The sequence below is a fragment of the Cupriavidus sp. H19C3 genome (assembly GCF_049393815.1).
Lineage (GTDB): Bacteria > Pseudomonadota > Gammaproteobacteria > Burkholderiales > Burkholderiaceae > Cupriavidus.
On record NZ_CP184986.1, the window covers coordinates 2,110,286 to 2,124,000 of the forward strand.

The following is a 13,715-nucleotide window of genomic DNA, read 5'->3' on the forward strand; positions in this document are numbered from 1 at the left end:
ATCACCGCGGGCCCGCCGCGCCGGCAGGCTCGTCCTGTGACGCCCGCGCGGCACAGTGCGACGCGTCGGCGCCGGTCTCGAGCAGACGATCGCGTACGAGCACACCTTCCGCATACAGCGCGTCGATCTCGGCGTCGCTCAGGCCAGCCATGTCCCGCAGGATCTGTTCATTGTGTTCCCCCAGCAGATCGGCCTTGAGCGAGCCGGCGTACTCCCACGCGGAGAACCGCGCCGGCGGCCCCGGGATCTGAAATTCGCCGAGATACCGATCGCGCACGGTACGCACCACGCCACGGTCGCGCAGATGCGGATGCGCCATGGCTTCCGGCAGGGTCAGAACCGGCGCGCAGGGAATGCGTTTGGCTTCGAGCGCCGCGATGGCGGCGTCCCGTGACGAAAATCCGGCCAGCCATGCTTCCAGGATTTCCTTGAGCGCGGCATTGTTGTCACGACGCAGGGCGGCTGTCGCGAAGCGGGGATCGGTCAGCAGATCGTCGCGCCCCAGTGCCGCGGCGAATGACTCCCACTGGTGCGGCAGCGTGGCCAGCGTCAGGTAGGTGCCGTCACCGCAGCGGAAGATCCCCGTGGGGCCGCCGTCGGGATGCTGGCTGCCGGTGCGTACCGGTTGATAGCCCTTGCGCAGGCTCACGCGCGGCAGCGCGACTTCGTGCATGTTGAAGTAGGTGTCGAGCAAGGACGTCTCGATATACTGCCCTTCCCCGGTCCGCTCGCGATGCAGCAGCGCAAAGCCCACGGCCATGGCCGCCGCCACGCCGGTCGAGGCATCGCCAATTGCCATCGTGATCAGCGCGGGACTGCCGTCGGCCTCGCCGATCAGGTCGGTTACGCCGGCGTACGCCTGCGCGACATAGTCGTAGCCGGGCTTGTTCGCCAGTGCGCCGTTCTGCCCAGCCAGCGAGATGGAACACATGACGAGGCGTGGATTGATTGTCTTGAGCACGTCGTAACCGAGGCCAAAGCGCTCGATCACCCCCGGCGAGAAATTCTCGACCAGCACGTCGAACTGCGGAATCATCCTGAGGATGAGCTCTCGCGCACGGTCGTGCTTGAGGTTCAGCGCCAGGCTCTTCTTCGAATGGTTGTGCTGTACGAAGTAGGTGCTCTGCGAACACCGCTTGTATTCGGGGCGCTGACTGCGCAGTCCGCCGACGCGGGTGCGATCGCCGAACGGCGCCAGCTCGAGCTTGACGACTTCCGCGCCCATCTCGGCCAGGATGCGGGTGCAGGTAGGGCCGGCGACGATCTGCGTAATGTCGAGTACGCGAAAGCCCGTGAGCATCGGGGCGTTGGCATGCGGCACTGTAAGTCTCCTAGCGCGTGGCGAACTGATTCTTGCCGAACAGGTTGTCCCAGCGCTCTCCGCTGGGCGGGGCGCCCGACCTGTCGATTTTCCCGGCCAGCACCGCAACGCCCCGTTGCACCGCCGGGCGCGCCCGTATCGCCGCGTACCAGCGTTGCAGATGGGGGTAGTCGGCGAGGTCCTGCCCCTGCCACTTGTGGGCGCGCAGCCACGGATAGGTGGCCATATCCGCGATGGAATAGTCGCCGGCGAGATATTCCACATCGGCCAGGCGGCGGTCGATCACGCTGTAGAGGCGGCGTGCTTCGTTGGTGTAGCGCTCGATGGCGTAGGCGATCGGCTCCGGCGCGTACTTGCGAAAATGGTGGGCCTGGCCCAGCATGGGGCCGACCCCGCCCATCTGGAACATCAGCCATTGCACCACCGCATGGCGACCGCGGGCATCTTGCGGCAGAAAGCGAAAGCCGCTCTTCTCGGCCAGGTACAGCATGATGGCGCCGGACTCGAACATCGCCATGGGCTGCCCATCCGGGCCGTCATGATCGACCATGGCAGGGATCTTGTTGTTGGGGCTGATGGCCAGGAACTCGGGCGCGAATTGTTGCCCCTTGCCGATATGGACCGGGATGACGCGGTAAGGCAATTCGAGTTCCTCAAGCAGGATGGAGACCTTGTAGCCGTTCGGGGTACTCCAGAAATAGAGATCGATCATCTCGTCGGGGGGTGCGTTGCTGGTGGAGCCATCTTAGAAATGTCATGAACGATGCGCCAATACTGTGTCCCGCTTGGGGCATGTCGAAAACTTATGGCTGGCGGCCTTGCGGCTTCGCGCCATACAATTCGCCATGGAATTCCGACAGCTGAAGTACTTCGTGCGAATCGTCGAGCTGGGCAGCGTGTCCCGCGCCGCGGCCGACCTGTACACCGCGCAGCCCGCGTTGAGCCAGCAGATTGCCAAGCTGGAGGACGAACTCAAGGTGAAGCTGCTGACGCGAAGCGCGCGCGGCGTGGTGGCGACGGAAGCAGGCGAGGTCTTCTATCGCCACGCGCGCGCGATGCTGCGCCAGGCGGAACTGATGAAGACCGAAGTCCAGCATGCCGGAGAACATCCGCAAGGCACCGTATCCATCGGCCTGCCGACCAGCGCGGCAACCACGCTGGCGCCGCGGCTTCTGACGGAAGCGGCACGGCAGTATCCCGATATCCAGCTGCAGATCACCGAGAGCCTCAGCGGCCATCTGCAGGAACTGGTGGTCAACGGTCGTATCGAGATGAGCCTGCTGTTCGAGCGGATCGACGGCTCGGGCGTGGTGCAGGGAACCCGGCTGGCCGCGCACCTCGACGTGATGCCGCTGCTGACGGAGCATCTGATGCTGCTGTCGTGTCGGCGGCCGGGCGCCACACCCGCGGCGGAAATCAGCATGGCGGAAGCCGCCGCCCATCCGCTGGTGCTACCCGGCAAGGCCAATATCACGCGGCAGATCATCGATGAAGCGTTCGACGCCGCCGGCCACAGGCCCGTGGTGCTGGCCGAACTCGATTCGCTGGCGACCATCCGCGCGGTGGTCGCCAGCGGCGTGGGCGCGACGATTCTCTCGGCCTCGATTCCCGGGGGCACCGACGGGCTCGTGGTACAGCGCATCGCCGGTGCCGCGCTGCAGCGCCGGCTTTCTCTTTGCACTTTCGACCTCATGCCGTTGAGCGCCGCCGCACGGCGCATCATGGAGCTTGTGCGCGAGACCGCGCAAGCACTGGCGGACGAAGGCGCATGGCCGGGCGCGACGCGCATCGACTAGCCATACCGAATCGCAATACCACCACCGCAAAGTCCTATTGGCCAGTTTGCCGATGGCATGCCTAGACTTGCCACGAGTCTAATCAGGCAGATGACCCCTTATGACCAACAGGATTCTCGCGGGTATCAAGGTACTCGACCTCACGCGGTTTTTCTCCGGACCGCAATGCACGCTGTTTCTGGCCGGTCTCGGTGCCGAGGTCATCAAGATCGACGATCCGGCGGGCGGCGACCCCACCGCCTTCTCGCCGCCGTTCGCGGGCCCGGGGGGCGTGTCCTTCGAGAGGCGTTCGGAGCAGGATATGGGCATCGCATATCTGAAACGTGCGCGCGCGAAGAAGTCGGCGACGCTGAATCTCAAGAGCGCCGAGGGCAGACAGCTGTTCCTGCGCATGGTCGCGCAGGCGGACGTGGTGGTGGAGAACTTCAGCGCCGGGGTAGCCGACCGCCTTGGCATCGGCCATGGCGTGCTGCGGGAGGTCAACCCATCGTTGGTCTATTGCTCGCTGACCGGCTACGGCGCGACCGGTCCGGCACGACATCTCAAGGCCTATGACCTGATGGTCCAGGCCGCGGTCGGCCTGATGAGCATCACCGGCCAGCCCGAGGCCGGGCCCACCAAGGCCGGCTCGCCGTTATCCGATGCGATTGCCGGCCTCTTCGCCGCCTTCGGCATCGTGGCGGCGTTGAACTATCGCCAACGGACCGGGCAAGGCCAGTCGGTGGATGTATCCATGGCCGACTGCCTGTTCTCCCTGATTCTCGATGAGCCGCTAGATTGCTACCGCGAGCTCGGACTCTCGTTCCAGCAGGGCAATCGGATCATGCGCTTCTCGCCCTTCAACGCCTACCAGAGTGCCGACGGCTGGGTGACGCTCGGCGCAGCGAGCAATGAAGACTGGAGCACGCTGCTCGACGTGATGGGACGCACGGACCTCAAGGACGATCCGGACATGATGTCGGTCTCCTGGCGTCTGGCGAACAACGCCACGGTCGATGCCATCGTTTCGGCGTGGACGGCAACGCTGACGACGGAGGAGATCGAGCAGCGGATGCGCGCGGTCAAGATCCCTTGCAGTCCGGTGCGATCGATCGACGAGGTGCTGGCATGGGAGCAGATGATCGCGCGCGACATGGCGGTATCGCTATGGAACCCCCTCGCCGATGCGGCCATGAGCGTGAAGGCGGCGGCCTTTCCGTTACGGTTCGGCGATGCCGAAGTCGGCTATCACGCCCCGGCACCGGTGCCGGGAGCGCATACCGAGGAGGTGTTGCGTGAGATGGCGGGCATCGACGTGACGACCTGCGGCCTGCTGCGCGCGCAAGGCATCATCTGAACAAAAATGCCGCCCTGCGTAAGTCTGTCCGGCAGGGCGGCGAGTCCATCGGTGCAGCATGCGCGCGCGCACGACAGGCGTATCGCATGGCGAGCTGCCGGCTTGCCTAGGTAACCCGTGCCAGTTCGTCCTCCATGAAGTCCAGGCGGTCCTTACCCCAGAACATCTCGTCGCCGACCATCATGGTCGGTACGCCAAACACGCCCCGCTCCAGCGCGGCGTCGGTACTTTGCGCGAGCTCCGCGCCGATTTCGTCGCTGGCGGCGACCGCTTCGAACCACGCAAAGTCGACACCCAGCGCCTCGACGATGGGGCGCATGCCGGCATAGTCCACGATCGTCGCGTCGCCGCGCTCCCAGTAGGCTTCCATGACGCGTTCCACAAATTCCAGTTCGAGACCCTTGCGCCGCATGGCGAGGGAGCCACGCAGTACCCGGCTGGACTTGATGGGGAACTGGCGCGGAATCTGGAATGGCAGGTTGTATTTCTCGGCCCAGCGCATCAGGTCGCGCTTGCGGTAACGCAGCTTCGACTTGGGCTCTTTCATCAACTCGTATTCGTTGTTGCGAAATACGTAGCCCAGGTTGTACGGATGCAGGACCAACGTCGCGCCGTGGCGTTTCAGGATCGGCCTGATCAGCTTCAAGGCGAAATAAGTGTTGGTACTGCCTACATCCCAATAGAGGTCAACCCGCTTCTTGTCCATCTCCACTCCTGTTGATTGGAACAGGATCGAGTCTATGGTCGGGGCCATCGCCTGGCTAATACGGAATGACGATTGCCGTATATCGGAAAATTATCGGCTGCCGCGCTGCCCCGTCGGGTGGACGACAAATAACTCCGACCCACTAAATCCATGTTTTTTGCAGGATCACCTTGCACTTCCTAACTCCGACTCATAGAATCGTCGTTAACGACAGACATGAGGTCTGCCAGGACACCGAGGCTTGAAGGAGAACATCAGCATGTCCCAACGTATTCTCGTCATTGGCGCCGGCTTTGCCGGCATGTGGAGCGCGCTGGCTTCGGCCCGGCTGCTCGATCAGGTCGGGCGCACCGACGTGGAAATCGTGGTGGTGGCCCCGAAGCCCGAACTGCATGTGCGGCCCCGGCTCTACGAGCACAATCCGGGCGCGATGACGGCGCCGCTGCAATACATCTTCCGGGCTGTCGGCGTGCGCTTTGTGCAAGGCGCCGTCCAGCACATCGACGTGGCCGCGCGGGAAGTCGAGTTGACCGGCACCGGCGCAGACGCGGCGTCCGTGCGGCTCGGCTACGATCGTCTCGTGCTGGCGGCCGGCAGCCGGCTGTTCCGGCCGGAGATTCCGGGTCTGGACAGTCATGCATTCAATGTCGATCAGGTCGCCGACGCGGACAGGCTCGAGGCGCATCTGCGCGCACTGGCGGCGCGGCCGGCCAGCGTCGCCCGCAATACGGTCGTGGTAGCTGGCGCCGGCTTTACCGGCATCGAGACCGCCGCCGAACTGCCAGCCCGCCTGCGCGAGATTCTCGGACAGGAGGCGGAGGTCAACGTCATCATGGTGGAACGCAATACGGAGATCGGCCCGGACCTCGGCCCGGGTCCGCGCCCCGTCATCACGCAGGCGCTCGGCGAGCTGGGTGTGACCTGGAAGCTCGGCTCCGGTGTCGGCGCAATCGATGCCCACGGGGTGACGCTGGAAAACGGCGAGCGTATCGAAGCGGCCACCGTGATCTGGACGGCGGGCGCCCGCGCCAGCCACCTGACCGCACAGATCCCCGCCGAGCGCGATCGCCTTGGGCGACTGCATGTCGATCGCAATCTGAGGGTCGAGGGCGTCGATGCGGTCTACGCGACCGGCGATTGCGCCTATGCGGCGACCGACGAGGACGGCAATCATGCCGCCATGTCGTGCCAGCACGCCATGAATCTGGGCCGCTCGGCCGGCCACAATGCCGCCGCCGACCTGCTCGGGGAAGCCCCCATTCCGTACAGCCAGCCCAAGTACGTCACGTGCCTCGACCTGGGCCCCTGGGGTGCGGTCTATACCGAAGGTTGGGATCGCCAGGTCAAGCTGTCCGGCAATCTGGCCAAGCGCCTGAAGACGCAGATCAATACCGAGTGGATCTATCCGCCGCGCGCGGACCGTGCCGAAGCACTGGCATTGGCCGATCCGCGCCGGATCGTGGTGGCATGATGCGGCATACGGGCGTCCCCGTCGGCGATCCCGTCGGCGATCCCACTACGCCTCCCACAACCCATCTCGCAAGCACGCCCGCGTGAGCGGACGGCAAGAAAAAGGCGACCCGCAGGTCGCCTTTTTCTCCGCTGTCGATCCGGCGCTTTCGCCACCGCACCGCCGGCGGTACTACTCCGCCGCCGCGGATGCGGTCGTGGTCGAGCTGCCACGCAAAGTCACTTCCTTGAGCCGCATCACCAGGAACGGTGAAATCGCCGAGGCGCAGGCGCTCAACAGGAACAGCGTCCGGAACGCCTGATCCGCGGCCGCGCGCACGGCCACCGCATCGGCCTGGTCGCCCGCGCTCATGGCGCGGCGGAACATGCTCATCAACACATCCTCGCCACCGTGCACCGCGGTCACCGCCACGCCGCTATGGCGCAGCAACCCGATCAGCACCGTAGTCAGCACCGCCACGCCGACCGCGCCGCCGAGCAGACGCGAAAATGCGGTCAACGCGGTGGCAATGCCCATCTGCTGCTGTGGCACCGCGTTCTGCGTTGCCACCAGGCCGCTGGGAAACTGCAGGCCGAGCGACAGGCCAAGCACCACCATCACCAGCACGCTGAGCGCCACGCCATGGGGCGGCACGAAGGCAAGCGCGACAATCGCCACCGGGGCCACCAGCGAGCCCGTCAACTGCAGCGGCTTGTAGCGACCCGTATGCGACATCAGGCGTCCGGCAATAAACGCGCCGCAGGGGATCGACAGCGTCAGCGGCACCAGGCGCAACGCGGCGATATCGGCGGGTGCCCCACCGACCACCTGGAAGCGCAGCGGCAACAGCACCGACATGGCAATCAGCTGGAAGAAACAGAGGAACAGCGTGATGCAGCAGATCGCGACCGTCGGCACCGCGAGCAGGTCGAGCGGAATCACCGGATCGCTCGCGCGCCGCTCCTGCCAGACGAAGATGACCATGCCAAGCAGGCCCGCCAGCAACAGGCCGATCGATTCCGCTTCAAGCGGGGAATGTCCCTGTCCCAGCCGCGTGAGGAACACCAGCACGCCGGTCAGGCCACCGCCGAACAGCAGCGCGCCGACATAATCGATGCGATGCTTGCGCCCGCTCACCGGCAGGTGGCGCAACGCACGACGCACCGTTACCAGCGCCAGCAGTGCAAGCGGGATATTGATCCAGAAGATCCAGCGCCACGACAACCAGTGCGCCAGATAGCCGCCGACCACCGGCCCCGCCATGCTCGAGACCGCCCACACGCCGCTGACGTAGCCCTGGTAGCGGCCGCGCTCGCGCAGCGGTACCACATCGCCGATGGTCGCCTGCGACACCGAGATCAACCCGCCACCGCCAAGGCCCTGCAGGATGCGCATGGCAATCAGCATCGGCATCGTGGTGGCCATCGCGCACGCGATGGAGGCCAGCATGAACAGAATGATCGAGAACGTCAGGACCGCGCGGCGTCCGAGCACGTCGGACAGCTTGCCGTAGATCGGCGTGACGACCGTCGACGCCACCAGATAGGCCGAGATGACCCATGCCATGTTGTCGAAGCCGTTGAGCTGGAGCGCGATATCGGGCAGCACCACCGCGACGATGGACTGTTCGAGCGCGCCGAGCAGGATCGCCAGCATCAGGCCAAACAGCACCTGCCTGACGGGCACGGCGGGAGGCGTGGCAGCGGCGGACGACGAAGCAGCGGCGGCAACGCGTGACGACTTGCCGCGCGTGGCAGCCGGATCGGGAGCGGAGGACATGTCGGACGGCAGACGGCGGCCTGGGAAGCCGGAGCGGGTGCGCCACCATCCTCACCATTGGATGGAACGGTCGTGCCTGGACCGGTAGTCCCCGGCGTGCGTTACCGGGGGTTCGTCGCCAGGCGCGGGCCCGGGTCGGCCTTGTCTGCTCTTCTGTTCAAGGAGAACCGCCATTGTAGGCGAGTTCCCCGCCGGCCCGCTTGTCTCAAATCTTTCAGAAAGTTTCCCAGCTACCGGCTTCGGTCGCGTGCGCCGGGCTTGACGCCACGCCCGCCGCCGCCCGCCGCGCGGGCGTGCGCAGCACCGGGTCGTGGCGTTGCCGCTCGACCGGCGGCCGCGCCTTGGCGGGCTTGGCCGCGGCGCGGGCCGGCAACACCGAGGCCGGCGCCTTGCGCACCACCGGCGGACGGGCCGCCGCGGGCACGGCCGGCTCGCGAGCCACACGCGTGGCCTGCGGCACCGGCGCGGCCGACGGCAAGGCCGGCGCGGCCGGGCGCGAAATGGCGCGCACACGCGTCGGCGCGGCGACGGCCGGGGCCGCCTTGGCGTGTTCGATGCGCGGTACCGCCGGCGCTACCGGGAGTGCCCGGGTCTGGGATGCCGGGACCATGGCCCGGGTCACTGCGCGCGTCTCGCCAAGGTCGAACCGCGACACCTCGCTCACCAGACCCTGCGCCTGCTGCAGCAGGCTTTCCGCCGCAGCGGCCGCCTCTTCGACCAGTGCGGCATTCTGCTGCGTCACGCTTTCCATCTGCGTGATGGCATGGCTGACCTGCTCGATGCCGGCCGTCTGTTCCTCGCTGGCGGCGGTGATCTCGCCCATGATGTCCGTCACCCGGCGTACCGCCCCGACGATATCGTCCATGGTCTTGCCGGCCACCTCCACCTGCTTTGCGCCGTCCTTCACCTGCTTGACCGAGCCGTTGATCAGTTCGCCGATCTCCTTGGCCGCGGCCGACGAACGCTGCGCGAGATTGCGCACCTCCGCCGCCACCACCGAGAAGCCACGTCCCTGCTCGCCGGCGCGCGCCGCTTCCACGGCCGCGTTCAGCGCCAGGATGTTGGTCTGGAACGCGATACCTTCGATCACACCGATGATCTCGCCCACGCGCGCGGACGATTTGGAAATACCGTCCATCGTCTCCACCACGCCACGCACCGCGCGGCCGCCTTCGCTGGCCACATCCGACGCACTCACCGCAAGCTGGTTGGCCTGCCGCGCGTTTTCCGCGTTCTGGCGTACGGTAGAGGTCAGTTGCTCCATCGAAGCCGCGGTCTGCTCCAGCGAGGCTGCCTGCTCCTCGGTGCGTTGCGACAGATCCGTATTGCCGCGGCTGATTTCGCGCGCGGCCGTGTCGATCGAGCCGGCAGCCTGCTGGATGCCACGGACCAACCCGTTCAATTGGCCGAAGGCGCGGCCGAGCGCGGCCAGCATGCGACCCATTTCGTCCTGGCTGCGCACGTCGATGGCATGCGCCAGGCGGCCGGCCGAGAGCGCTTCGGCGGCGTCCAGGGCATGTCCGGCCGGGCGCGTGATGGAGCGCGTGATGCCGATGCCGAGCAGCGCGGCCAGTACCGCGGCGCCGAGCGCCAGGCCGATCAGCAGATTACGCGTGAATTCATATTGGGTCCCGGCGTCGGCCACGGCGGCCATCGCCATCTTGCGCCCCAACGTCGCCAGCTCGTCGAGCTTGGTGAAATAGGCGTCCTGCGCCGCCGGCAACGTGCTGGCGAGCGCGGCGCGCGCACCGTCGAATTCTCCGCCGCGCAACTGCTGCAGCACGAGATCGAGCTGGGCGTTATAGGCGGTGCGGGCGTTGGTCAGCGGCGCCACCAGCGCCATCAGTTCGGGCTGTCCGGTGTCGTGCAGGAACTGCGTGTACTTGCCCAGGGTGCCATTCACTTCCGTGCGCACCGCGAGAATGCGCTCCACATTGCGCGTCACCAGGACCGGATCCTGCGACAGCGCGGCATCGCGCACGAGAATGCCGATTTCCTGCGCACGGCCCTTGACGCCATTGAGACTGAGCACCCGCAAGAGCCTCTGCTCCACCGCGGAATGCATGGCGTCGTTCATGCCATGCAACGACGACACTCCCAGACCGGCCACGGCCGCCAGCAGCAATACCACTGTCAGGAAGGCGAGGGACAAGCGCGTCCCGATCCCCATGTTTCGCAAGCGCTTCACCGTATTCCCCTTCTCTCGATGTCATTTTGGTATGGCAGGAGCGGCGTTTCTCCCCGTGCGGCATACCGCACAGAACCGCTATCGGCGGTCCGGATTCAAGACTTGAGGCGGAAATTGAAATGACGGGTAAAACACCGGCAGTTCGGTGAATTGAGGCGGGGCGCGATACCGTCTAATGACACCCGTGCACTCAGTGGTATGCCGGCAACGGTCTCGCGACAAAGAGCGCGGTGCGATGCGACGCGGGCTCATAAAAAAGAAGCCCACGCGCGGGGTGCTCGTAGGCTTTCAGGACTACTGTGTAAAGAACCGGAAATTTGGCTCAGATAACGAATATAAACCCGCTTACATGAGGTGTAAATCGGCCTTCTATCAGGGAAAGCCCCGATGGCGGGTGTAGCGGTCGAGCCAAGGATGTGACAAAAGTACCTCGGCCAATCACTTTTTGCCTTGTCGATACATTACGGTCACGGCCCGGGAAAGCTTTAGGGTTGCCGGTCGCAATGCAAAAGCAGTTTTGGCAAAAGTGATGACTCGCAGACTCAACTAGCGCAAACTCCCCATTCAGGCAATTGGATAAATAGAGCGATTGCTCTAGATGTCGGCGGGCTGCGCTTTCGTCAACATTTGTAAAATTTTGTTACCCTTCGGCCTGAAGTATTCCCCTCCTCTCCTGGCAATGCCGCTATATCCAGGCAATTGTGGAGCTTGTCGCACTTTTTGGAGGCGACAACCCGCCAACGCCAGGGGCGCAGGATTCCGCGCCGGTACCGAGAGCGAATGTTTCATCCCTCGCCAAGATCAGGCCGCGCCGCCCTTCCATATCTATATAGAAGGGACGACGCCGATCTGCGCGCCTGGTCATCGTACCGTCGTCAGCCGCCAGAACCCTCGCGGGCTCTTCCGGAGAAGTTGTGAAGCAGGAAAAAAAGGCCCCTCGACCCAGCCGAAAACTGCAGCATCTGCAATTCGCGGCGCACAGCGCCAGCCGCAGCGCGGTCGTGGTGCATCTGTCCAATGGCACCCGTCTGACCGGCGTGGTGATTGCATCGGACAATTACATGCTGTTGCTCGGACGGGATCTCGACGACCCGACTCCGACGCTGGTCTACAAGCGCTCCATTACCGTGGTCACGCCGGCCGTGCCGGAAGCCGAAGCCATCGTGCCGGCCGCCGAGACGTCGCCGGACTTCGTGCGGCTGTTCATTCCCCGTACCCGCAAGCGCCGCTGAGCCGGCGGGCGGCCGCGCGCGCCGGCGTCACGCCGGCCGCGCCATCAACTCTCGCAAAAGTCACTCTAAAGCTTCCCACTCGCTGGTCGATAACCCTTGCAACGGAGGCACTCTACCCCTGCTCCTGCAGGCAGCCAACGTTACGGCACCCGCCGGAATGCGTAAAACATTGCAAATAGGAGTCGTACCATGGCGCAAGTCATCAACACCAACATTCTGTCTCTGCAAACGCAGAGCAACCTGAACATGTCGCAGGCTTCGCTGAACAGCGCAATCCAGCGTCTGTCGTCGGGTCTGCGTATCAACAGCGCAAAGGACGATGCAGCCGGCCAGGCCATCGCCAACCGCTTCACCGCCAACATCCGTGGCCTGACGCAAGCTTCGCGTAACGCCAACGACGGTATCTCGATCGCTCAGACGACCGAAGGCGCGCTGACCGAAGTCAACAACAACCTGCAACGTATCCGTGAACTGTCGGTGCAGGCTGCCAACGGCACGAACTCGGGTTCGGACCTGAAGTCGATCCAGGACGAAATCAAGCAGCGTCTGGCTGAAATCGACCGCGTGTCGGCCCAGACCCAGTTCAACGGCGTGAAGGTTCTGGCCAAGAACCAGAACATGACGATCCAGGTTGGCGCGAACGACGCGGAAACCATCACGATCGGTCTGCAACAGATCACCTCGAAGACCCTGGGCATTTCGGGCTTCAGCGTTGCTGGTCCGCAAGGCACCACCGGCACCATCGCCAACGGTTCGGCCACGACCGCGATCTTCGGCAACGGCGCCACCGGCACCAGCGCCACCGGCGTGTCGGCCGCTGACATCCAGCGCGCCCTGGGCCTGAACGCTTCGGCTGCCATCGCTTCGCAAGATCTGGTGCAAGATTCCAACGGCAACCTGTTCGTGCGCGTGAGCATGACCGGCCTGACCGCCGCCGACGACGCAGCACTGTCGGCCAAGGGCTTCGCTGGCAACGGCACCTCGACCTCGACGACGATGTACATCGCTGTCAAGGCAAGCGACGCCGTGAACAACGGTACGACCGCCGGCTTCACGATCAACGGTGGTGGCCTGACGTCCTCGGACTTCCAGCAGACCGCTACGGTGAACCCGCTGGCCACGATGGACACGGCCCTGTCCAAGGTGGACAACCTGCGTTCGGCCCTCGGTGCCGTGCAGAACCGGTTCGAGTCGACGATCAACAACCTGAGCACGACGGTGAACAACCTGTCGGCTTCGCGTTCGCGCATCGAAGACGCTGACTACGCAACGGAAGTGTCGAACATGACCCGCGCGCAGATCCTGCAACAAGCTGGTACCTCGGTTCTGTCGCAAGCGAACCAGACCACGCAAAACGTGCTGTCGCTGCTGCGTTAATCACGCCGCGGATAAGGCCGGGCCGCAAGGCCCGGCTTTTTTGCCGGAATGTTTTGCAGGCAGACCACTGCCTGCAAAGCGTTTCAACAGGACACTGACCCGGGCCTTACCGGACGGAGAAAGACCATGGCACATCCCACTACCGCTTCGACGCCGGCAACGCACGCTGCCGCCCAGTCCACCGCCACCGGCCAGGCGCCGGCCGCGGTCGCTGCGGCAAAGGCATTCGGCAAGGCGCAACGCACGGTGGATGCGGTCACGCAGTCGTCCGCCACCCCGGAAGCGTCCTCCACCGACACATCCGAAGCGATGCGGGAGCTCGTCGACGTGCTCAAAACCACGTCGATCGGCCTGCGCTTCGAGATCGACGACAAGACCCATCGCGTCATCACCAAGGTGATCGACAAGGATACCGGCGAAGTCATCCGGCAGATGCCCAACGAGGAAGTCCTGCGCGTTGCGCGCGCCATCGACAAGCTGCAAGGTTTGTTTGTCAGCCACGCCGTGTGACGACGGCATCCAGTTGAAGA

11 protein-coding genes are annotated in these 13,715 nt (G+C 64.9%); 6 read left to right on the top strand and 5 right to left on the bottom strand.

Annotated features, from left to right (window positions below; genetic code table 11):
* Window position 1: 1 nt before the first annotated feature.
* Window positions 2-1,321, bottom strand: a complete 1,320-nt coding sequence (locus DFLDMN_RS28930) for a CaiB/BaiF CoA transferase family protein (protein ID WP_423199178.1) — start codon at window positions 1,319-1,321, stop codon at window positions 2-4.
* A gap of 10 nt (window positions 1,322-1,331) precedes the next feature.
* Entirely contained in the window at window positions 1,332-2,033 is a 702-nt protein-coding gene (locus DFLDMN_RS28935; protein ID WP_423199179.1) for a glutathione S-transferase N-terminal domain-containing protein, read from the bottom strand.
* A 133-nt stretch (window positions 2,034-2,166) separates the two neighbouring features.
* Between DFLDMN_RS28935 and DFLDMN_RS28940 the strand changes: the two genes are divergently transcribed.
* Both DFLDMN_RS28940 and DFLDMN_RS28945 read left to right on the top strand, forming a co-directional pair.
* On the top strand, window positions 2,167-3,117 hold the full coding sequence (locus tag DFLDMN_RS28940; RefSeq protein WP_423199180.1) for a LysR substrate-binding domain-containing protein: 951 nt from the start codon (window positions 2,167-2,169) through the stop codon (window positions 3,115-3,117).
* Between the two features lie 100 nt (window positions 3,118-3,217).
* Window positions 3,218-4,453: a CaiB/BaiF CoA transferase family protein gene (locus tag DFLDMN_RS28945; protein ID WP_423199181.1), complete on the top strand. Its 1,236-nt coding sequence runs from the start codon at window positions 3,218-3,220 to the stop codon at window positions 4,451-4,453.
* 106 nt (window positions 4,454-4,559) lie between these two features.
* Here the strand turns inward: DFLDMN_RS28945 and DFLDMN_RS28950 are convergent, their stop codons facing one another.
* Window positions 4,560-5,159 carry a 2-hydroxychromene-2-carboxylate isomerase gene (locus tag DFLDMN_RS28950; RefSeq protein WP_423199182.1) on the bottom strand — a complete coding sequence of 200 codons (600 nt, stop codon included), beginning with the start codon at window positions 5,157-5,159 and terminating at the stop codon, window positions 4,560-4,562.
* A gap of 259 nt (window positions 5,160-5,418) precedes the next feature.
* Between DFLDMN_RS28950 and DFLDMN_RS28955 the strand changes: the two genes are divergently transcribed.
* Window positions 5,419-6,630 (top strand): NAD(P)/FAD-dependent oxidoreductase, encoded by a 1,212-nt coding sequence (locus DFLDMN_RS28955; RefSeq protein ID WP_423199183.1) that lies wholly within the window; start codon window positions 5,419-5,421, stop codon window positions 6,628-6,630.
* A 171-nt stretch (window positions 6,631-6,801) separates the two neighbouring features.
* Here DFLDMN_RS28955 and DFLDMN_RS28960 read toward each other — a convergent pair whose 3' ends face one another.
* Both DFLDMN_RS28960 and DFLDMN_RS28965 read right to left on the bottom strand, forming a co-directional pair.
* Window positions 6,802-8,388: an MDR family MFS transporter gene (locus DFLDMN_RS28960; protein ID WP_423199184.1), complete on the bottom strand. Its 1,587-nt coding sequence runs from the start codon at window positions 8,386-8,388 to the stop codon at window positions 6,802-6,804.
* A 214-nt stretch (window positions 8,389-8,602) separates the two neighbouring features.
* A complete protein-coding gene (locus DFLDMN_RS28965) occupies window positions 8,603-10,558 on the bottom strand; it encodes a methyl-accepting chemotaxis protein (RefSeq protein WP_423200605.1) in 1,956 nt (651 codons plus the stop codon).
* Between the two features lie 932 nt (window positions 10,559-11,490).
* Between DFLDMN_RS28965 and DFLDMN_RS28970 the strand changes: the two genes are divergently transcribed.
* The 3 genes from DFLDMN_RS28970 (at window position 11,491) to DFLDMN_RS28980 (ending at window position 13,695) form a co-directional block, all read left to right on the top strand.
* Window positions 11,491-11,808: an RNA chaperone Hfq gene (locus DFLDMN_RS28970; RefSeq protein WP_423199185.1), complete on the top strand. Its 318-nt coding sequence runs from the start codon at window positions 11,491-11,493 to the stop codon at window positions 11,806-11,808.
* A 189-nt stretch (window positions 11,809-11,997) separates the two neighbouring features.
* A complete protein-coding gene (locus tag DFLDMN_RS28975) occupies window positions 11,998-13,185 on the top strand; it encodes a FliC/FljB family flagellin (protein ID WP_423199186.1) in 1,188 nt (395 codons plus the stop codon).
* Window positions 13,186-13,311: 126 nt separating this feature from the next.
* A complete protein-coding gene (locus tag DFLDMN_RS28980; protein ID WP_423199187.1) occupies window positions 13,312-13,695 on the top strand; it encodes a flagellar protein FlaG in 384 nt (127 codons plus the stop codon).
* Window positions 13,696-13,715: the final 20 nt, after the last annotated feature.